Origin of the sequence: Nonomuraea sp. NBC_00507, from assembly GCF_036013525.1 — a bacterium.
In the GTDB taxonomy this organism is placed as follows: domain Bacteria; phylum Actinomycetota; class Actinomycetes; order Streptosporangiales; family Streptosporangiaceae; genus Nonomuraea.
The window spans coordinates 11,663,821-11,683,618 of the sequence record NZ_CP107853.1; the positions used below are offsets into that span (position 1 = coordinate 11,663,821).

General features: G+C 69.1%; 21 protein-coding genes and 1 tRNA gene. 8 read left to right on the forward strand and 14 right to left on the reverse strand.

All coding sequences use genetic code 11. From position 1 onward, the window contains the following. Positions 1-17: 17 nt before the first annotated feature. Together OHA25_RS55475 and OHA25_RS55480 are read right to left on the reverse strand one after the other, a co-directional pair. Entirely contained in the window at positions 18-617 is a 600-nt protein-coding gene (locus OHA25_RS55475; RefSeq protein WP_327584854.1) for a hypothetical protein, read from the reverse strand. 103 nt (positions 618-720) lie between these two features. Then, positions 721-888, reverse strand: a complete 168-nt coding sequence (locus tag OHA25_RS55480; protein WP_327584855.1) for a hypothetical protein — start codon at positions 886-888, stop codon at positions 721-723. A gap of 1,240 nt (positions 889-2,128) precedes the next feature. Between OHA25_RS55480 and OHA25_RS55485 the strand changes: the two genes are divergently transcribed. Together OHA25_RS55485 and OHA25_RS55490 are read left to right on the forward strand one after the other, a co-directional pair. Further along, positions 2,129-2,836 carry a toxin glutamine deamidase domain-containing protein gene (locus tag OHA25_RS55485; RefSeq protein ID WP_327584856.1) on the forward strand — a complete coding sequence of 236 codons (708 nt, stop codon included), beginning with the start codon at positions 2,129-2,131 and terminating at the stop codon, positions 2,834-2,836. Further along, the gene (locus tag OHA25_RS55490; protein WP_305918302.1) at positions 2,833-3,102 is read left to right on the forward strand and encodes a hypothetical protein; all 270 of its coding nucleotides are present in this window, start codon (positions 2,833-2,835) and stop codon (positions 3,100-3,102) included. The genes OHA25_RS55485 and OHA25_RS55490 overlap by 4 nt, the downstream gene beginning before the upstream one ends. Positions 3,103-3,258: 156 nt before the next feature. On the opposite strand, the gene OHA25_RS55495 is transcribed toward OHA25_RS55490, so the two are convergent. The 4 genes from OHA25_RS55495 to OHA25_RS55510 form a co-directional block, all read right to left on the reverse strand. Further along, a complete protein-coding gene (locus OHA25_RS55495; protein WP_327584857.1) occupies positions 3,259-5,748 on the reverse strand; it encodes an ABC transporter permease in 2,490 nt (829 codons plus the stop codon). 1 nt (position 5,749) lies between these two features. Then, positions 5,750-6,490: an ABC transporter ATP-binding protein gene (locus tag OHA25_RS55500; protein WP_327584858.1), complete on the reverse strand. Its 741-nt coding sequence runs from the start codon at positions 6,488-6,490 to the stop codon at positions 5,750-5,752. Positions 6,491-6,599: 109 nt separating this feature from the next. Beyond that, complete coding sequence (locus tag OHA25_RS55505) at positions 6,600-7,250, reverse strand: response regulator transcription factor (protein ID WP_327584859.1); 651 nt, start codon at positions 7,248-7,250, stop codon at positions 6,600-6,602. A 14-nt stretch (positions 7,251-7,264) separates the two neighbouring features. Then, positions 7,265-8,509 (reverse strand): sensor histidine kinase, encoded by a 1,245-nt coding sequence (locus OHA25_RS55510; protein WP_327584860.1) that lies wholly within the window; start codon positions 8,507-8,509, stop codon positions 7,265-7,267. 91 nt (positions 8,510-8,600) lie between these two features. Between OHA25_RS55510 and OHA25_RS55515 the strand changes: the two genes are divergently transcribed. Both OHA25_RS55515 and OHA25_RS55520 read left to right on the forward strand, forming a co-directional pair. Beyond that, entirely contained in the window at positions 8,601-9,131 is a 531-nt protein-coding gene (locus OHA25_RS55515; protein WP_327584861.1) for a hypothetical protein, read from the forward strand. Positions 9,132-9,635: 504 nt separating this feature from the next. Beyond that, positions 9,636-10,217 carry an HNH endonuclease signature motif containing protein gene (locus OHA25_RS55520; protein ID WP_327584862.1) on the forward strand — a complete coding sequence of 194 codons (582 nt, stop codon included), beginning with the start codon at positions 9,636-9,638 and terminating at the stop codon, positions 10,215-10,217. A gap of 3 nt (positions 10,218-10,220) precedes the next feature. Here OHA25_RS55520 and OHA25_RS55525 read toward each other — a convergent pair. After that, a tRNA-Leu gene (locus tag OHA25_RS55525) sits at positions 10,221-10,303 on the reverse strand. Between the two features lie 117 nt (positions 10,304-10,420). Further along, complete coding sequence (gene bcp / locus OHA25_RS55530) at positions 10,421-10,909, reverse strand: thioredoxin-dependent thiol peroxidase (protein ID WP_327584863.1); 489 nt, start codon at positions 10,907-10,909, stop codon at positions 10,421-10,423. A 158-nt stretch (positions 10,910-11,067) separates the two neighbouring features. On the opposite strand from bcp, the gene OHA25_RS55535 reads away from it, so the two are divergent. Continuing rightward, the gene (locus OHA25_RS55535) at positions 11,068-11,400 is read left to right on the forward strand and encodes a DUF3618 domain-containing protein (protein WP_327584864.1); all 333 of its coding nucleotides are present in this window, start codon (positions 11,068-11,070) and stop codon (positions 11,398-11,400) included. A 75-nt stretch (positions 11,401-11,475) separates the two neighbouring features. On the opposite strand, the gene OHA25_RS55540 is transcribed toward OHA25_RS55535, so the two are convergent. Beyond that, a complete protein-coding gene (locus tag OHA25_RS55540; RefSeq protein ID WP_327584865.1) occupies positions 11,476-12,669 on the reverse strand; it encodes an amino acid deaminase/aldolase in 1,194 nt (397 codons plus the stop codon). 136 nt (positions 12,670-12,805) lie between these two features. On the opposite strand from OHA25_RS55540, the gene OHA25_RS55545 reads away from it, so the two are divergent. Then, entirely contained in the window at positions 12,806-13,405 is a 600-nt protein-coding gene (locus OHA25_RS55545; RefSeq protein ID WP_327584866.1) for a DUF6286 domain-containing protein, read from the forward strand. Further along, a complete protein-coding gene (locus OHA25_RS55550; RefSeq protein ID WP_327584867.1) occupies positions 13,405-13,932 on the forward strand; it encodes a hypothetical protein in 528 nt (175 codons plus the stop codon). Before OHA25_RS55545 ends, OHA25_RS55550 begins: the two co-directional genes overlap by 1 nt. On the opposite strand, the gene OHA25_RS55555 is transcribed toward OHA25_RS55550, so the two are convergent. From OHA25_RS55555 to rph, 3 genes are read right to left on the reverse strand one after another with little or no spacing between them, the layout of a single operon-like run. Next, the gene (locus OHA25_RS55555; RefSeq protein WP_327584868.1) at positions 13,913-15,499 is read right to left on the reverse strand and encodes a molybdopterin-dependent oxidoreductase; all 1,587 of its coding nucleotides are present in this window, start codon (positions 15,497-15,499) and stop codon (positions 13,913-13,915) included. The two genes, OHA25_RS55550 and OHA25_RS55555, sit on opposite strands and share 20 nt — an antisense overlap. Before the next feature lie 35 nt (positions 15,500-15,534). Further along, entirely contained in the window at positions 15,535-16,128 is a 594-nt protein-coding gene (locus tag OHA25_RS55560) for an XTP/dITP diphosphatase (RefSeq protein ID WP_327584869.1), read from the reverse strand. Continuing rightward, entirely contained in the window at positions 16,125-16,844 is a 720-nt protein-coding gene (gene rph, locus OHA25_RS55565; RefSeq protein WP_327591193.1) for a ribonuclease PH, read from the reverse strand. Before rph ends, OHA25_RS55560 begins: the two co-directional genes overlap by 4 nt. Before the next feature lie 68 nt (positions 16,845-16,912). Between rph and OHA25_RS55570 the strand changes: the two genes are divergently transcribed. Continuing rightward, a complete protein-coding gene (locus OHA25_RS55570) occupies positions 16,913-18,151 on the forward strand; it encodes an MFS transporter (protein ID WP_327591194.1) in 1,239 nt (412 codons plus the stop codon). On the opposite strand, the gene OHA25_RS55575 is transcribed toward OHA25_RS55570, so the two are convergent. Next, complete coding sequence (locus tag OHA25_RS55575) at positions 18,136-18,888, reverse strand: MBL fold metallo-hydrolase (RefSeq protein ID WP_327584870.1); 753 nt, start codon at positions 18,886-18,888, stop codon at positions 18,136-18,138. The two genes, OHA25_RS55570 and OHA25_RS55575, sit on opposite strands and share 16 nt — an antisense overlap. Beyond that, positions 18,885-19,709 (reverse strand): glutamate racemase, encoded by an 825-nt coding sequence (gene murI / locus OHA25_RS55580; RefSeq protein ID WP_327584871.1) that lies wholly within the window; start codon positions 19,707-19,709, stop codon positions 18,885-18,887. Before murI ends, OHA25_RS55575 begins: the two co-directional genes overlap by 4 nt. Positions 19,710-19,798 lie beyond the last annotated feature (89 nt).

A 19,798-nucleotide genomic window follows, 5' to 3' on the forward strand; every position in this document is an offset into this window, starting at 1 on the left:
GACCACAGTACAAAGCGTCAGGCACCAACCCCCCAGGGGCGGTCCTCCCATAGGTCCGCGGCGAACAGTGCGTGGGCGATCCGGCGGGGATCGAGCCGGACGACCACCTCGCCGCCCTCGGACTCTGCGAGCTCAGCGGCAGCCAGCCCTATCAAGGCGAACTCACCCGCCAGCGACCTCATGAGCCACTTCTCGAAATCCTCGGCCTGCAGCTCTTCGACCTCATCCCGAAGCCACGCTGCGCGAGCTCTGCCGATCAACTCCGCAGGAAGGCGAACCGTCACGGGCTGCAGTTGCTCGCTCAGCCGGCGACCTATCTCCGCCAGGTGGCGGCTGTCCGTCCGGAATCGCTCCTCTGCTGTGGACCCGTCCATGCAGACCTCGTCCTTCTTCTTGAAGCGGTTGTCTGTGATCAACTTACGCACCGTGGTGTTCTTCGATGCCTTCGCCGCCTCCAACGCCTCCTCAACCGTTATCTCCAGTACTCGCTCGGCATGGCCGACTTGATGCTCTCGACGAAGCCGCCCGCCCTGGAGAGTGGAAACCGTGAGCACTATGTCCGAGATCGCACATTTCACGAAGATGACTGCCAGGCCAGAACCGGACAACTCCCCCACATCATGGCCACCCGACGCATTCGCCATCAGCGCGTTCGGCCAATGCGGACACATCAACATCGCGCACGCCCGCAGGAGTTCCGACCATCCGCTGGACCGGGCTCTATGCCTCGTGGTCAATAAGCGCCTTCTCCCACCTGAAAGCGGCGACAGCCTGCTCGTCTCCATCGACAAGTCGCTCGTAGTAGAGGTGGTCCATCGCCCACTCCCGGAAGGCGATCAACGATGATCCGACGTCCGGGGTGAGCGGACCGGGCGGAACGTAGCTCACCACCCACCTAGAGGAGGGCGTGCCGTCAGTGACCTCGAAAAGCGGAAGGCGTCAGGCGTGAGGCCCCACATGTCGTCTAGCATTCCTGAACCAGTGAACCGTACGAACGACCTTCCCGTCCGCGTCGCGAAGCACATACTCCATCTTCATCCAGCGCAAACGCTCCAGCGTGCCCCGCCCGAAACCGTCAAGCGATTCTTGAGGCGACAAGTTCATGGCGAGCCAGCCGCCACGATTCAGCATGAAACCTTCACGCGTTCATGGCCGTCCGGAGGCCGTACTGGTTTAGGCGTCAGATTACGCCGCACTCAAGGAGAAGCTGCAGCGGCTCCAAGATGAGGAGGACCAACGGGTTATCCGGGAGGGTATTGCGCGCATCGAGCGCGGCGAGCCCGATCCCGAAGGTACGGTCGTCATCTCCGCCGGCTCACGCGAAAAGCTGGAAGCCAAGCTGGCCGAATCGCTGGGACTGCATTGCGCTGCCAGACGCCCACATCCCTGCGGCATACGAGATCCACACCTCGGCCCTGACGGTGAAGTTCACGATCTACGACGACGAGGTCGACTAGACAGCGGGAGCCAACCGTCAGCGCAATCGTGTACTGACGTCGCGATTGGACCTGTTTGTACAGGTACGGCGGGTGGTTCAAGCGGCGAATCTTCCCGACTTCGCCTCCTGTGAGTGACGGCTCCTCTACGATCGGTCATCGATGATGACAGGAGGCAAGCCGTGTTCCGCGAGCGCAAGCCGAGTGTCCGGCGGGTCCTTCCAGAGGGGCAGTACAACCCAGAGGTCGGGGAGGGAGTGCGGTGGCTCGACTACGAGCGGGCCGCTGAGATGGACGCCGCGTCCATGCCCGAGGGCGGGGCTTTCCAGGGCGCGACCACCTTAGAGCCTTGCGACGTGCCGGAGCTTGTGGACGTGCCGGAGCCTGTGGACGTGCCTCGCACGGATCGGCCTGGGGATGCGCCACCCGTTGTCGACCTGGGTCCGGCGGCCCTGGGTGAATGCCGTGTGTTGCCCGACGCTGAGTCCGGCATGGCGCCTGCGGCCGACGCCCGAGCCACACCACCTCCGGCCGACTCGCCCGCTGCGCCTCCGGCCAACTCTGGAGGCACCCATCCGGGCAACTCGCGAGCCACGTCTCTGGCCGAATCCCAGGTCTTGCCTCACCCTGCCGGGTCCCTCCCTGCACCTCCCGCCGGGCCGTGTGCGGCGCTCCCTGGTGAATCCCGTGCGATGCCGTTGAGCAGCGGCGACGGCGTCGTCGCGACCTCCGGTCGGCGGTCCGACATTCTGGACGCGCCTGCCGAGCGGATCGTGGACGGCGACTGGTTCGAGCGGCCGCACCGGCCGCCCAGGCTCGCCGAGAGCCGCCCGTACGGTGTGCGGGGTGGGCTCGCACACCCGGATCCACAGGTCGAGCGGGACCTGATCGAGGCGCTGCCGCTGGGCACCCGCTTCCCCGACCCCCGCGGCACCTGGATCCGGCTCATCAACGGCGGCGGACCGGCCGATGACCCGTTCCGGGCCTCCAACGCGGCCGACTGCGCGCTGGCCGTTCTGTCCACCTGGCACGGGGAGCCCACCACGGCAGCCCCCAGGCTGCCCGAGTACGACAGGATCGGACGCCCGCTGCTGACCGGTGAGCACGACAGCCGGGCCAGGATCGAGCGGTGGGTGGGGCAGCGGCTGGAGTACGCGGGGCAGGGGCGGCACGCGTACCCGATGATCGCGCGGCGGCTGGCCGGGGCCGGGCACGGGGCCTGTGCCGTCATCGTGGTGCGTTGGCCGGGAGGTGGCACCCACGTCTGGAATGCGGTCAACGCGGACGGTGAGGTGATCTGGATCGACGCGCAGCGGGGGCACATGTCCGTCGAGCCGCCTTACACGACGGTGACCGGGGTGTTCTGCGTGATACTCGACCGCCAGGGGCGGCCGCGATGAATCTGGAGCAGGCTCGGGCTCTGGCTGAGGAGTACTTCAACGGGGTCCGGCCGCTGGGCGAGGCGCTGCCCGTGGGGATTTTCGGGTTCCACGACGGCTACGTCGCTTGGGTGCGGGAGCTCGATCCCGACGATCCCGGCACGTTGCCGGAGACGGTCGGCGGCGGGTGCATCGTGATCGACCGGGCCACGGGAGAGGTGGTCGCCCGGCCGCTGCTCGACCCGGAGACGGTCGCCGAGTTGTGGCCCGGTCCCGTCCCCAGATAAAGGAACCAGATAAGGAAAGGGCCGGGCGCCGCCCCCATGAGACGCCCGACCCTTGGCGTGCGGGCTGCCGGGAACGAGACACCGGGGCAGCCCGCACCGCGTGTTCCCTCTATCCGCGTTTTTCGGATTTATTCGCATTACGGGCTCTTCGTCCGATCAGCCGGTGGCGAGCGCGCCCACGATCGAGGCGCGGGCCGCACGGCGGGCCGGGAGCACAGCGGCCACCACACCCGCCACCCCCGACAACACCACGAACAGCGCGATCTGCGGCACAGGCACCGACAACACGGCCCCGTCCAGCATCGCCATCACGGCGGCCCATCCGAACACGCCACCCAGCACGACCCCGACCAACGCCCCGATCAGCCCCAGCACCAGCGCCTCGATGAACAACATCCGGCGCAACTGCGGCCGGGTCAGCCCGAGCGCCCGCAGCAGCGCGGACTCCCTGGTGCGTTCATGGACCGACAACGACAGGGTGTTCGCGATCCCCAGCAGCGAGATCAGGATCGCCAGCCCCAGCAAGCCAGTAACGATCATGAGCAGCATGTCCAGCGTCTCTTCGAACTGGCCGCGTATCTCGGTCGAGCTCGCCAACTGGACGGTCGGGTGGGCGGCGACGGCCGCCTCCACCACCGCGCGCGCCCGCTCAGCCGGCACGCCGTCGCGGATGTTGATCATCACACTGGAGTCGGGCAGCCGGTCGAAGTACGTGTCGAACGGCTGCTCGGCAACGGTGAGGGCGGGCAGCGTCGAGTTCTCGCCCTTCAACACGGCGACCACGCGCAACGGCACGGTCCCCGCCAGGTCGGTCCTGGCGTGTACGGTGCCGCCGACCGTCACGCCCAGCTCCTCGGCCGCGTAGTCGAGCAGCGCCACCTCACCGGTGGACATCCCGGTCGTGGACCCGGCGACGACCTCGGGGGTGACGGTCCCGTGGTAGGTGCCGATGTCGTAGCGCCGGTCCCCTACCTTGATCGGAGTCCTGCGGACCTGCAGCACGGAGGCCAGCTCCGGCTTGCCGCGCAGCTCCTCCGCCACCGACCGGGGCACACCGGCCTCCCGCCCCTGAGTGGCCAGCATGTAGTCGACGGGGAACTGCTCGTCGAGCTTGCTCCACACGCTTACCCGGGTGGAGGCGCTGAGCACCGACAGCAGCGTCATGAGCGTGACGCCAATGGTCAGCGCGACGGTCGTGGTGGCGGCCCGCGAGGGGTTGCGCGCGGAATTGTCCAGCGCCAGCCGTCCCGGCACGCCGAACAACCGGGCCGGGATCCAGCCCACCGCCGCGCTCAGCGGCTTGACCAGCACCGGCCCGAGGATCAGCACGGCGAGGAAGGTCAGAGCGCCGCCGGCCATCACGACGAACAGGGTGGGCGGCTCGCCAGGCTGCATCCCCCATACGCCGAAGCCGGTCGTCCCCATCCCGGCCAGCAGGAACAGCGCCGCGAAGAGCCAGCGCAGCACCCCGGTGCGGTACGTCTGCTCCTCCACCTGCGTGCGCAGCGCCGCGACCGGCGGCACGCGGGTGGCCGAACGGGCAGGCAGGAGCGCCGCGCACACCGTGACCACCAGGCCGACGGCCAGGCCGATGGCGATCGTGGCCGGCGCCAGCGTGACGGCCGCGTCGGTGGGCAGCGGAGCGTCGAGCGCGCCGAGGACCGCGAGCGTGAGAACGGCCAGGCCGTACCCGATGACCAGGCCGGACGCGGAGGCGATCAGTCCGACCGCCACCGACTCCAGCAGGATCGAGCCGAACACCTGCCTCCGCGTGGCCCCGATGCACCGCAGCAGCGCCATCTCCCTGGTCCGCTGCGCGACGAGGATGCCGAACGTGTTGTAGATCACCAGCGCCGCCACCATCATCGCCACCGCGCCGAACAGCAGCAGCCCCACGGTCAGCGTCCGCATCTCGAACCCGGCCGCACTGGCCAGGTCGGCGGCCAGCTCATCGCCGGTCTTGACCACGGCGGCGCCGCCGACGGCCGCCGCCACGAGCTGCTTCAGCCTGGCGGACGGGCCCGCGACATCGATCTCGCGGTACCCTTTCGCGCCGGTCATCCGCTGCGCGGTGGCCGGGGTGAAGCCGACCACGCCGGTGTAGGCGAGCTCCTGGTCCACGCCGGGATCGAGCAGACCGACCAGCTTGAACCGGTGCTGACTCTGCGAGCCGTCGAGCACGGTGATCGTGTCGCCAATCTGGAGTTTCTGGGCCTTGGCGGTGTTCTCGTCGAGGACGGCCGCCTGGTCGTCGGTGCCAGGGCTCGAGCCTGAGACGATCGCGGTGCGATCCAGCGGCCCACGCACGATCGAGACGGCGGAGGTGGGCACGCTGCCCACGACCTTGCCGTCCTTGCCGAGCAGCGGCGCGGGCTCCCGGATCAGGCCCTGCGCCTCGGTGACGCCTTCGACGGCGCGTACCCGCTCCAAGATCTTCTCGGACAACACGCCGCCGGGGTCCTTCGGCAGGACGGCCACATCGACCTTGGCGGCGTCGGCCGTGACCCGCTGGGAGAAGCCGGCCTGGATGGTGTCGTTCAGCACGAACGTGCCCGCGATGAACCCCACCCCCAGCATGATCGCCAGAGAGGTGAGCAACAACCGGAGCCGGTGCGCGCGCAGCCCGGCCAGTGCCGTCTTCAGCACCTCACCCCTCCAGTTTCACGAGCGTGTCCAGCACGGACTGCGGCGTCGGCGCGGCGAGCTCGGTGACGAGCTCGCCGTCGTGGAGAAAGACCACGCGGTCGGCGTACGCGGCCGCCACCGGATCGTGCGTGACCATGACGATGGTCTGGCTCAGCTCGCGTACGGACGTGCGCAGGAAGGACAGGATCTCGGCGCCGCTACGCGAGTCCAGGTTGCCCGTCGGCTCGTCGGCGAAGATCACCTGAGGCTTGCTGATCAGCGCTCTGGCCACGGCCACGCGCTGCTGCTGGCCGCCGGACAACTCGGTCGGCCGGTGCGCCAGCCGGTCGCGCAGCCCGACCGTGTCGATCACGCGGTCGAACAGCGCCTGGTCGGCCTGGCGGGCGGAGATGTCGAGCGGCAGGCGGATGTTCTGCTCCGCGGTCAGCGTGGGCAGCAGGTTGAACGCCTGGAAGACGAAGCCGATCCGCTCGCGGCGCAGCAGCGTGAGCTGCCGGTCGGTCAGCCCGGTCAGCTCCACGTCACCGATGCGCACGGTGCCGGAGGTGGCGGTGTCGAGGCCCGCCAGGCAGTGCATGAGCGTGGACTTGCCGGAGCCCGACGGGCCCATGATCGCGGTGAACGCCCCGGTCGCGAAGGTCACGTCGACCCCCCGCAGGGCATACACCTCGGCGTCGCCGTGACCGTACACCTTGGTCAGATTCGTGGCCACCACGGCAGGCGGGGCCTGGGTGAGCGTCACATTCACTCCTTGTCGCGGACCAGAACAACGCGAACCACGCTAGGAGTGGAAATTTCTTGATCCATGGGTCCTGAGGAGGGACTTCTTGTAGGACTCCAGACGACCCGGGTCAGACTTTCGGTCGATGGGACGGCGTGATCAGGCCGCTCTCGTACGCATACACGACCACTTGTGCCCGGTCCCGCAGGCCCAGCTTGGCGAGCACCCGCCCCAGATGCGTCTTCACCGTCGCCTCCGCGACCTCCAGGCGGCCCGCGATCTCCATGTTGGACAGGCCGCGCGCCACCATGAGCAGGACCTCCCTCTCACGGGGCGTGAGGTCGACCGTCCTGGCCGGCTCCCCCGACGGCAGCTGCCCGGCGAACCGGTCCAGCATGCGCCGCAAGGTAGGCGGCGCCACCACGGCGTCGCCCGCGTGCACGTGCCTGATGGCGCTGACCAGGTCGTCCGGCGGCACGTCCTTCAGCAGGAAGCCGGCCGCGCCTGCCTTGACCGCCGCGAACGCGTACTCGTCCAGGTCGAACGTGGTCAGGATCAGCACCTTCGGCCCGTCGATCCGGCTGGTCGCCTCGACGCCGTCCATGGTGGGCATGCGCACGTCCATGAGCACGACGTCCACCTCGATGGTCTTCAGCAGCTCCAGGGCCGCCGCCCCGTCGCCGGCCTCGGCCACCACCTCGATGTCCGGCTGTGCTCCGAGCACCATCCTGAAGCCGGCGCGCAACAGCTCCTGATCGTCGACCAGCATCACACGTATCACCAGGCCGCCTCCTCCTACGCCGCTTTCACCATGGGCAACCTGGCCAGCACCTCGAAGCCGCCGCCAGAGCGCGGGCCCGCCGACATCGCGCCGCCGTACATGCCGACCCGTTCGCGCATGCCGATCAGCCCGTGGCCGTCGGAGCTGTGCGGGGCGGCGGCTCCCCTGCCGTCGTCGGTCACGCGGACGACCAGGTCGGGGGCGCCGTACTCGATCTCCACGACCGCCTGGACGTCCGGGCCGCCGTGTTTGAGCGCGTTCGTGAGGGCTTCCTGGACGATGCGGTAGATCGCGAGCTGCTGGCCCTCGGGGAGCTCTCTGGGCGCGCCGGAGACCCGCAGCCTGGCGGGCACGGCCGAGCCGCGTATCAGCTCCTCCAGCTGGGCCAGTCCCGGCTGCGGGGTGTAGTCGGTGTCTCCGTGCTCGTTCTCGCGCAGCACGCCGACCAGCCTGCGCATCTCCGCGAGCGCCGCCCGGCCGGTCTTGGAGATGGTCCTGACGGCCTGGCGAGCCTGCTCGGGGTCGCTGTCCAGGGCGAAGCCCGCGCCGTCGGCCTGCACCACCATGACGCTGACGTTGTGGGCCACGACGTCGTGCAGCTCCCTGGCGATCCTGGCGCGCTCGGCCGCGGCGGCCATCCTGGCCTGCTGGTCCCGCTCGCGTTCGGCCCGCTCAGCGCGTTCCTCCAGGCCCTCCAGGTAGCGGCGGCGGGTGTTGGCGTACAGGCCGGTCAGCCAGATCGTGACCACGAAGATCGAGCCGCTGAAGAACATCCCGAACGTCGGCGCGTCCCAGCTGACCAGCGCCATGAACATCCCCAGCTCCGCCACCAGGCCGGCGGCCAGCGCCCAGCGGAACGAGCACCGGTAGGCCACCGCCCACAGCGCGACCAGCACCGAGAGGTTGGCCGGCAGCAGGTCGATGTCCGCTAACCACTGGCCGAAGCAGACCAGCGAGATGGCCGCGAACGCCGCGAGCGGCCAGCCCGGCCACAGCAGCGGCACCAGCAGCAGTGCCGACAACCCCACGTAGCCCGCCACGCCGGGATATTGGAGGCCGTCCAGCGACGCATTGGTCACGAACGGCGCTCCGAGGATCGCGCACAGCGCGGCGAGAGGCGCGACCCGGAGGGCGCCTGCCAGCTTCTCATGGCGTCTGGACCACGCCCGTACCCTGCCGAACACATCCTCACGATATGTAAGCCGGGCCCGCCATCGCTCCACCTCCAGGCGGAAGTACGAGTACGACCCAGGTCGCACACCAGCGAAGGTCTTACGCGGGTCTTACGGCGGTTTGGGCATTCTCTATACCGGGAGCGCCCCTCCAGCGGGCGAGTAAAGGGAGATCGTGATGGCGAATCATGATCGCGACGCTGGGTCGCGCGGTGAAGAGGAAGCACCGCGCGACCCTGCCCGGGAGGAGCCTGCGGCCCCCTCGAACGAGCGCGACACGGACGTGTACCCCAACCAGCAGCCCAACCTGAAGTACGGAGAGATCCCCCCGGGCCCCCAGGTGAGCCAGGACGACACGGCGGCCGCGCACACCATGCCCGGCTCGACCGGCTGGGATTCGTCGCGGCGCCCCGACGCCTCTTTCCGTGACTATCTCCGGCAGAAGCCGACCCAGATTGTCGGCGCCGGTCTGATCGGCCTGATCGTGGGCGCCCTGTTCGGCGGCACCGCGGTGGCGGTGGTGAGCAATCTGGGCGACCGGCACGACCGTCATGGCGTGTACATGCAATATCCCGACTGGGGACCGCGACGCCTCGTGATCCCGAATCGGCTCGGTGAGTTCTGCCAGGACACCGGGGACGAGACCGTCTGCGAGGCGCCGTTTGACCAGAGAATCCGGCCCAACACCGAGCCGACCAGCACCGGCTAGTCCGACTAAATCGCCTATTTCACGAAATACGAACAGCTCGAAGCGCAGGTCATTCCGCAAATTGTCGGTCGACCTTCCTACGCTGTATCCATGCGGAACGCCGATCTCTCTGCGGAAGAGCTGGCTCGAGTCGCGAGTCAGGCCAGGTCGATGACGGAGCTCCTGTCTCTGCTCGGCTTGAACAACTCTGGGGGCCGCCGTGCCGCACTCAAACGGAAAATTGCCGAACTAGGCATCGATACCAGTCATTTCCGGCGCGCATAATACAGCAAATACACACCCGAGATCCTGTCCGCTGCGGTGGCCGCTTCTACAAGTGTCAACGGGGTTCTCGAGCACTTGGGAATCCCGCGCAGTGGTGGGGCGCATTCACATATCAGCCGCCGCATCAAGGCTCTCGGCCTCGATATCTCGCATTTCTCACACGTTCATGGGCATTGGCCGACACCTCATCAACAGTTCGATCGCGGCACTCTAGAAAAAGCGGCGGACGGCGCAAGGAGCATGCGGGACATTCTGCGGCGTCTTGGCATACCCGAGTCCGGGAGGTCGCGAGAAGAGATCCGCCGTCAACTTCAGGCGTTCGGACTGCCCGAACCCTCCGGGTTCAAGCGCGTCCTGCTCAACGAGGCGGATGTCAGATCGGCCGCCGAGGCGTCGCGCTCAGTCGTGACGATGATGCGTCTCCTCAAGCTGCCGGTCACCGAAACGAACCGGCGACGTGTCCTGCGCTATCTCGCCCGTTACGGCATCGACACATCCCACTTCGGACGCACGCTCACCAGTTCTTTCCTGAGCACACCGCGCCGCGATCCGCGCGCCCTTCTGGTGGTACGGCTTCCCGGCGCAGGCCGCACCCCAGGACGCGTCCTGCGACGTGCACTAAGCGATATCGGTGTGCCCCCTGCCTGCGCGAAGTGCGGACTCGGTGACATGCGGCAGGGAGCACCGCTGACACTGGAGGTCGACCACATCAACGGCAATCCGCTCGACAACCGCCAGGAAAACCTACGCCTGCTCTGCCCGAACTGCCACTCGCAAACGGCGACATTTGCCGGGCGAAACAGAGGCCGCCGAAGTGCGTAGAGGTGCGGGCGGGGGGACTCGAACCCCCACAGTGTTTCCACCAACAGGACCTAAACCTGCCGCGTATGCCATTTCGCCACGCCCGCGCCGTCCCGCCCAAAGCAGGCCTCACATAGTTTAGCGCTCCATGCGGGGCACAGGCGCCTCTGTGATGACGACACGGTTCCCTTAGGACGCTCGTCAACGGTGTCCCGCGGCCAGGGTCAGGCCAGGCCCAGCTTCTTCTTCAGCGAAGCCACGTGCCCCGTGGCCTTCACGTTGTAGAGGGCCTGCTCGACCTTCCCCTCCCCATCGATGACGAACGTCGAGCGAATGACGCCCACGACCTCCTTGCCGTACAACTTCTTCGTGCCGTACGCCCCGTACGCCTGATGGACGGCCAGGTCGGGGTCCGACAGCAGGGGAAAGGTCAGGGCATCGCGCTCGGCGAACTTGGCGAGTTTCGCCGGCTTGTCCTTCGACACGCCGAGCACCACGAAACCCTCGTCCGTCAACTGGGCCAGGTTGTCGCGGAAATCGCAGGCCTGCTTGGTGCAGCCGGGCGTCATCGCGGCAGGGTAGAAATAAAGGATCACCCGCTTGCCGCGGTAGGCGTCGAGCGAGACGGTGCCGCCGTCGGCAGTGGGGAGCATGAACTCGGGCGCGGCGTCGCCGGGCGCGAGCTTGGTTGCGGTCTGCTGGGTATCGGTCACGGGGCCCTCCTCAGTTCCTCCCGCAAACCTACCGGTTACCGGCCCTGTCGCCGTGCCGTGCGGTGTGGGGACCTGACAGACTGATCAGGACCAGAACGGACGGAGCTCGCACGGCACGCGGAGCGGGCGCGACCCCTCATACGGTCGAAAGGAGAGCCATGGCTGACACCGATCCCGACGAGCTGGAGCGGCGGATCGCGCGCACGCGCGCGGAGTTGGCTCAGACGGTCGACGCCATTGCCGACCGGGTGAGCCCCAAGCGGGTCGCCGAGCGTACGGTCGCCGACGTCAAGAGCAGGGCCGGGCATTTCGTGGCGTCCGTGGGCGATGCCCTGGGGGTGACGCAGAAGCCGGTCGAATACGCCGACACCGCCGAAGGGGTGTGGGAGGAGGAGCGGCCCAACCTGGCTCCGGTGCTGATCGGGGTGGGTGCGGCGTTGGTCGTGGGGGCCGCCATCGTGCTCTGGCGCCGCCGGCGCCGGCTCCGCTGACCAGACGGCTCCGCTGACCAGACGGTACGGCGCCCCTGACCTGACGGCGCCGCTCTTGGGAGGAAGGGCCGGGCTTCAGAGGAACGTCTGGCCTTCGCCCCTGTACGTGGGCGCCGACTCCACGAGCGTGTCACCGTCCACGAAGTGCAGGGTGTCGAAGCGCTCGCACAGCTCGCCCGCCTTGGCGTGCCTGAACCACACCCTGTCCCCGATCCGCAGATCCTGCGCCGCCTGGCCGAGCAGCGGCGTCTGCACCTCGCCCGCGCCCTCGTCGGGTGTATACCGCAGGCCGGCGGGCAGGTACGGCTGCGGCAGCCGGCTCGGCCCCGCCGCCCCGGAGGCCACGTAGCCGCCACCGAGCACCGTCACCGTGTCCGGGCCAGGCCGGCGCACCACCGGCAGCGCGAACAATGCGGCGGGGTGGCCCGTGAAGCGCCGGTAGAAGTCGAACAAGCGGGGATGGAACAGGCCGGAGCCGGCGGCGACCTCGGTGATCGCCTTCTCGCGTACGGTCCGCTCAATCGAGCCGGTGCCGCCGCCGTTGACGAACTCGAGGTCGGTAACCTGGCGGACGGCGTTCACGATGCGGCCGCGCCTCATGACGAGGTCCCTGGCCGACTGTGCCTGCATGAGGCGGATGGCGCGGGCGTACAAGGCTTTCCCCGGCGGGGCGTCGCCGACGCCGGCGATCTGAGCCTCGTACGCCAGCAGCCCGGTCAGCCGGAAGCCCGGTCGTTTGGCGACGATGGCGGCCAGGTCGGCGGCCTGCTCGGATTCGCGGATGGGTGATCGCAGCGCGCCCGCCCGAAATTTCCCACCGAAGGCGACATATCCGGCATCAAGGTCGATGCACACCCGGATCTCGGCGCGCGGTCGCGCCGACGCCACGGCCGTCTCGATGAAGTCCAGGTGAGCCGCGGAGTCGATGGTCACCGTGATGTGCCTGGCCGCCTGCGCATCCCCGGCCAGCGCCGCCAGCGCGTGCCGGTCGGCCGTCGGGTAGGCCACCAGGATGTCGGTGAAGCCGTGACCGGCCAGCCATAGCGCCTCGGGCAGCGTGAAGGCCATGATGCCGCGGAAGCCATCCATGGCCAGGACACGTTCGAGCACGGCGCGGCTGCGTACCGACTTGCTGGCCACCCGGATCGGCTTGCCGCCCGCCCGCCGTACGAGATCCGCCGCGTTGGCGCGCATGGCCGCCAGATCGAGGATCGCGAAGGGCGGCTCCAGAGCCGCTGTGGCGCGGTCGTAACGCTGGCGCTCGTCCATATGAGCAGGGTAACGGCATATGGGGCAAATGAATATGAGCCTAATTCATGTTCATCCGCTTCCCCGTAATGTTCGGGCAAATCGGCGGCGAGGGGCGGTCCAGGCCGTGCATGCCCCATGTACGTCTGTCGTTGTGATGACCACGCTTCAGCGGCAACGGCCCAGCGCCCCGGCGACCACGCAACCCACGGGGCTGCGCAGGGCGAGCCGGGCGCTCAGGCCGGCGCGTACCCTCCCGGGCGCCGTCGTCTCGCTCGCGCTGGCGGCCGGGCTGGGAGCGACCGCGGCGGAGGTGGTGTCGGCGCTGCTCGGGCACCCCCTCGGCTGGGTACCCGTGAACGAGCTCGTCGAGCTCGCCGGCGACACCACGTGGCCAGAGGCGGCCACGGCCGCACTGGCGACAGCGGGGGCGGGCGCGCTGATGGTGTTGCTCGCGATCGTGCCCGGTCGCTACAAGCTGGTGCCGGTGCAGACCTCCGATCCGCTGATCGTCATCGGCATCACCCGCTCCGGCCTGCGCCGTACCCTGCGCGCGGCCGCCCAGCAGGTGGCCGAGGTCGACAAGGCGCGGGTACGGCTGCGCAGAGGCACCATCGAGGTCACCGTCGTGACCCGGGCGGAGAGTTCAGGCTCGATGCTCAGGCAGGTCGGCACCGCGGTCGGCGATCGGCTGGCCGGCGTGGGCACGCTCGGCGCCGGCCAGGTCGTCGTCCGCCTGCGCAGGAAGGGCGGGTAATGCGCCAGTATCTCGGCAACCGCATCGGGCTGGGCATCGTCGGGGGCACGCTGCTGGGCCTGGGCGCCTACGCCTGGCTCCGCGGCCAGGACCGCCTCCTCGACCTCCCGCCGAACACCAAGATCCTCCCGCCTCAGGCGTACCGCGCCCTGGCCGCCGAGCCCTGGCTGCTGTGGGCGCTGGCGCTGGCCCTGCTTCTGCTGTCCCTGGCCGCCCTCCGCTGGCTGCTGCTCTGCCTGGGCTGGGGCCGCCGCGGCACCCGCAACGGCACCGGCACGGCCATGCTGTACGTCGGGCTCAAGGCCGTCGAGGGGGTGGGCCGGGCATGGGTGCGGGTCGGCCAGGACGGCATGCGCATCGCCCTGTCGTGCCCCGCCACAGCCGATGTCGGGGCGGTGGCGAGCAAGCTGGACCAGGACATCGTCGGCAAGATCCGACGCGAGCTCCATGACGACGACGCCCCCACCCTCGTACGGCTGCACGTGCGCCGACAGCGGTCCGCCGGCGCTAGGCCACCAGCACTGTGAGTGTGTGCCAGCCGGTCGCGCCGTCGGGGGCGGGCGGGGCCTGCTGCTCGGTCTGGGTATGTCCGGCGGCGTCGGTCGCCCGTACCTGGATCGTGTGCCGGCCAGGCGTGGCGTCCCAGTCGAGTGACCACTGCCGCCAGGTGTCGGGGCCGGGGACCTCGGCCAGCCGCGCCTGACGCCATTCGCCGCCGTCGACCCGCACCTCCACGGCGTCGATCCCCGTGTGCTGGGCCCACGCCACACCTGCGATCGTGGTACGCCCCGCCTTCAGCGAGGCCCCCGACGTGGGCACGTCGATGCGCGACTGGGTCTTGACGGGGCCCGTGGCCGACCACCCGCGGGGAGTCCAGTACGCCTGGTCCCTGTCGAACCGGGTCACCTTGAGGTCCACCACCCACTTGGTGGCCGACACGTACCCGTACAGTCCGGGCACCACCTGCCGCACGGGGAAGCCGTGGGCCACGGGGAGGGCCTCGCCGTTCATCGCCACCGCGAACAGCGCGTCGCGGCCGTCCATGACCACGTCGACCGGGGTGCCGCAGGTGAAGCCGTCGGCAGAGGTCGACAGCAGCATGTCGGCGTTCGCCTGCAGGCCGGCCTGCCGCAGCACCTCGGCCATGCGGACGCCGAGCCAGCGGGCGTTGCCGACGAGGTCGCCGCCGACCTCATTGGAGACGCAGGTGAGCGTGACGTCGGCCTCGGTGAGCGGCATCTTGAGAAGGTCGGCGTAGGTGATCTCGATGGGGCGGTCGACCATGCCGTGGATGCGGAGCGTCCAGTCGTTCGGATCGACTTGGGGGACGATCAAGGCGGTGTCGATCCTATAGAAATCCTGATTTTTCGTGATAAAGGGAGACAAACCGCTGATGCGGAAGTCCGCGCCTGCGGGGATGGGCTTGGCCGGAGTCGCCGGGGTGGGGAGCGCCAAGCGCACCCGGGCGGCGCTCACCGTCCGCCGATCGCCGACCTGCCACCCGAGCAGGGCGGACGCGCCGGCGACCACCGCGCCACCGGCAACCCCGGTCAGCAGCCGCCGCCGATCGAACGCCGGCTCCGCCCCCGTCCGTGGTTCCTCATCCGTGGCGCCGTGATCGGTGACGTCGGCCGCCTGGTGGCCGCGTTCGCCTGCCGCCCGTCGTACCAGCCACGAGAGCGCCCACGCACCGGCCGCCACTCCCACCACGGTCGGCAGCGCGTCCAGGCCCCCGGCGCTGTCCGGCCGGGTCACGACCGCGAGCACCCCGACCACCCCGAACACGGCCAGCCCCGCGAAGCCGTAGGCGAGCCGCCGCAGGGCCAGCACTCCGATGGCGGCGGCGACCCCCGCGAGCACCACCAGCACCCCGCCGACGAGCACCGGTTTGTCGTAGAAACCGAACGTCTCTTTCGCGAACTCCACGACCGGGGCCGGCGATAGATCGATCGTGGCGTCGGCCACCGCGAGGACGGGAAACGCCTCCGGTCTGACGAACCCCGCCACGAGCAAGGCCGTCCCCAGGGCCACTCCCCCGGACACCCATCCCACCAAGGCTCCCGCCCAGGCGGGCGCCATCGAATTCCTCTGCACAATGCGACGCTACGCCGCCTGGCGCCGCCGGGTTCTTACACGACGGTTACGAGGTCACGCACGATCGGCGCCAGCGCACGGAAGGCCCGCCCCCGGTGGCTGATGGCGTCCTTCTCCTCGGCGGACATCTCGGCCGTGGTGCGGTCGTGGCCGTCGGGTAGAAAGATCGGGTCGTAGCCGAACCCGTTGGACCCGCGCGGCGTGGTGACGAGACGGCCCTGCAGCGTGCCCTCGACCACGCGGGACTCGCCGGACGGCAGAGCCAGCGCGGCGGCGCAGGCGAAGAAGGCGGTCAGCCGGTCCGCCGGCACGTCGGAGAGCTGCGCGAGCAGCAGGTCGAGATTGGCCTGATCGTCACCGTGCCGCCCCGACCAGCGGGCGGAGAAGACGCCGGGCATGCCGTTGAGCACGTCGACGCACAGCCCGGAGTCGTCGGCGACCGCCGGCAAGCCGGAGCCCTGGGCGACGGCGTGCGCCTTGAGCAGGGCGTTTTCCTCGAACGTCACCCCGGTCTCGGCGACCTCACCGATCGAGGGGAACTCCTCGAGCCCCACGATGTCGAACCCGGACAGGATGCGCCGCAGCTCGGCGATCTTGCCCGCGTTGCGGGTGGCCAGCACGATCCTCATGACCCCAGCGCCTCCCGCTGGATCAGCGTGAGCTCCTCGCAGCCGACCACGGCGAGGTCCAGCAACTGGTCGAGCGCGCCCCGGTCGAACGGGGAACCCTCGGCGGTGCCCTGCACCTCCACGAAGCTGCCCTCCCCCGTCATGACGACGTTCATGTCGGTCTCGGCGGCGACGTCCTCGGTGTAGCAGAGGTCGAGCATCGGCACCGCGCCGACCACTCCGACCGAGACCGCCGAGACCGAGCCGATCAGCGGGTCCCCCGGGCACATGCGCCGCTCGCGCATCCAGGCGACCGCGTCGGCCAGCGCCACGTAGGCGCCGGTGATCGCGGCGGTCCTGGTGCCGCCGTCGGCCTGCAGGACGTCGCAGTCAAGCAGAATGGAGTTTTCCCCCAACGCCTTGTAATCGACGCAAGCGCGCAGCGAACGCCCGATCAACCGCGAAATCTCGTGAGTGCGTCCGCCGATTTTGCCGCGGACCGATTCGCGATCGTTACGAGTATTGGTCGCTCGCGGGAGCATGGCATATTCGGCCGTAACCCAGCCCTGGCCGCTGCCTCTCCGCCAGCGCGGCACGCTGTCCTGGACCGAAGCCGCGCACAACACCTTGGTGCCGCCGAATTCGACCAGCACCGAGCCTTCGGCATGGGCGAGCCAATGCCGGGTGATGGTGATCGGGCGAAGCTGGTCAGGGTTGCGGCCATCCTGTCTAGACATGCAGATCACCCTATCTCCGAGCCACAACGCTCTTGACCAAATGTGTCCGACACATGGATCCTTACGCAATGACAACGGGGGTGTTGCGAAACCCTGACTTCCTTCGCTTCCTCAGCTCGCATGTCGCCAACGAAGTTGGCGCGAATGTCTCCCGCGTGGCTCTCCCGCTGGTCGCGGTGTTCGTGCTGCACGCGGGTCCCGCGGAGGTCGGCCTGCTCGCCTCGCTGCAGACGGCCGCCTATCTGCTGATCGGCCTGCCCACGGGGGTGTGGGTCGACAGGATGCGCCGCCGCCGCGTGATGGTGATCTCCGACCTGTCCAGGTTCGTGCTGCTCGGAAGCATTCCGGTGGCGGCCGAGCTGGGCGTGCTGACCATCGAGATGATGTTCGCGGTGGCGCTGCTCGCGGGCACGGCCCAGGTCTTCAACGACGTGGCGGACCAGACATATTTGCCCAAGCTGGTCAACAACCAGCAGCTCACCGACGGCAACGCGAAGCTGGAGGCCGTGCGCTCCGGAGCAGTCCTGGCCGGGCCCGCCCTGGGGGGCGCGCTCGTGCAACTGCTCGGCGCATCGCGCACGATGGTCGCCACCGCGCTGGCCTCGCTCGCGTCGGTGCTCGTGCTGTCCTCGATCAAGGCGCCGGACAAGCGGCCCGCGCACGCCGAGCACCCGCCCATGCTGCGCGGGATCGGCGAGGGGCTTGCCTACGTTTGGAACGATCGCTTGCTGCGCATGTTCGTGGCGTCGTCGACGATCGGCAACCTCTGCGTCAGCGCGGTGCTGGGCCTGTCGGTGTTGTTCCTGGCCGAGGAGGTCGGGCTGGCGCCCGGCGTCATCGGCGTGCTGCTCATGTCGGGCGGGCTCGGCGGCCTGATCGGCGGCTTGAGCGGGGGCTGGTTGTCCAGGAAGTACGGCACGGCCCGCATGACCTGGCTGGCCGTCACGGTGGGCGCGCCTTTCAGCCTGCTGCTGCCGATGACTCAGGCCGACTGGCGGGTGATGTGCTTCGCGATCACCTCGATCATGTTGTCGTGGAGCGCTGCCCTGTCGAACGTGGGACAGATCACCTACCGGCAGACGGTGACCCCCGAGCACCTGCTGGGCCGGGTCAACGCCTCGGTGAGGTTCATGGTGTGGGGCGCCATGCCGCTGGGCGCGCTGCTCGGCGGCCTCGTCGCCCAGCAGATCGGCGTACGTCAAACGCTCTGGGTGTTCCTGGCGGGCAGGGTGCTGACGTTCGTGCCGCTGCTGTTCTCCCCGCTGCCCCGCCTGCGTGACTTCGACGAGGTTCAGGCGAGGTCGTAGACCGCGCCGCTGCGGGCCAGCTCGAACGGACCGTCGTAGCCGCCTCTGGAGGCGTCGTCGAGCACGGTGGCCTGGTCGTTCCAGGGGACGAGGTGGGTGAGCACGAGCCGGCCGACGTCGGCCTTGGCGGCGTGCTCGGCGGCCTGGCGGCCGGTCAGGTGCAGGTCAGCGGGCAGGCCCGGCTGCTCGACGAACGACGCCTCGCACAGCAGCAGATCCGCGCCCGCGGCCAGCTTCACCAGTTCGTCGCACTCGCCGGTGTCGCCGGAGTAGGTCACGGCCTTGCCGCCGGCCGCGACGCGGAAACCGTAAGCCTCGACCGGGTGGTTGACCAGGCCCGCGGTGAGGGTGAACGGTCCGATCTCGAACGAGCCGGGTTCGAGCGGCACGAAGTCGAACGCGGTCTCCAGGCCGGGCTCGTCCGGCATGCCGTACGCGGCCGACAGCCGGGCGGGGGCGGCGGCGGGCGCGTAGACGGGCACGGCCGGATACGGCGCCGCCGGCCCGTACGTCCGCGCCACGTGGTAACCGCAGATGTCCAGGCAATGGTCGGCGTGCAGATGGGTCAGGCAGATCGCGTCCACCTCGTACAGGCCGATGTGGCGTTGCAGCGCGCCCAGCGACCCGCTGCCGAGGTCGAGCAACATCCTGAAGCCCTCCTTCTCGAGGAGGTAGCAGGACGCTGGGCTGTCGGGCCCGGGAAAGCTGCCTGAGCATCCGACGATGGTCACCTTCATGTGGGCCTCCCGTTAAAGGTAGTACCCCCCACTGGTGCGACTTCGACCGCATCGATCTCCGGGCCCAGGAAGCGTCGCCCGAGCCGGGCGAAGAGCAGAGAGTCGCCGGTGGCGCGGAAGCGGTGCCGGGGGGTGGCCTCGCTTCCGGCCGCCAGTTCGCGGTCGTGCAGGATCCGGTAGACGTCCTTGGCCGTCTCGTCCGCGCTGGAGACCAGCGTGACCTCGTCACCGGCGACGTAGGAGATCGCGCCGGTGAGCAGGGGATAGTGGGTGCAGCCGAGGATGAGAGTGTCGCACCCGGCGGCCCTGACGGGCTCCAGGTAGTCGCGCACGACCTCGATGAGCTCGTCGCTCATCGTCTCGCCTCGTTCGACGTAGTCCACCAGGCGTGGGGCGGCCACGCCGGTGAGCTGGACGTCGGGAGCCGCGGTGAAGGCGTCGTGATAGGCCATGGACTCGATGGTGGCCCGGGTGGCGATCACGCCGACTTTCCCGTTGCGGGTGGCGCGCACCGCCCGCCTGGTGGCGGGCTGGATCACCTCGACGACCGGCACGTCGTAGCGCTCGCGGGCGTCACGCAGCACGGCGGCGCTGGCGCTGTTGCACGCGATCACGAGCATCTTGACGTCGTGCTCGACGAGGTGGTCCATCACCTCCAGGGCGTAGGCGCGGACCTCCGCGATGCGTTTCGGCCCGTACGGCTGACGGGCCGTGTCGGCCACGTAAGTGATCGATTCGTGGGGCAACTGGTCGAGGATCGCTCGGGCGACCGTCAAGCCGCCGACCCCGCTGTCGAAGATCCCAATACTCGTGTCCGGCACGCTTCAGAGGGTAAGCGACCTGCCCTCTGAAGACTGCGTAAGAATCCTCACAGGTGCGACACGTGGGGCTTGAAGGGGTGTTGCGTTGC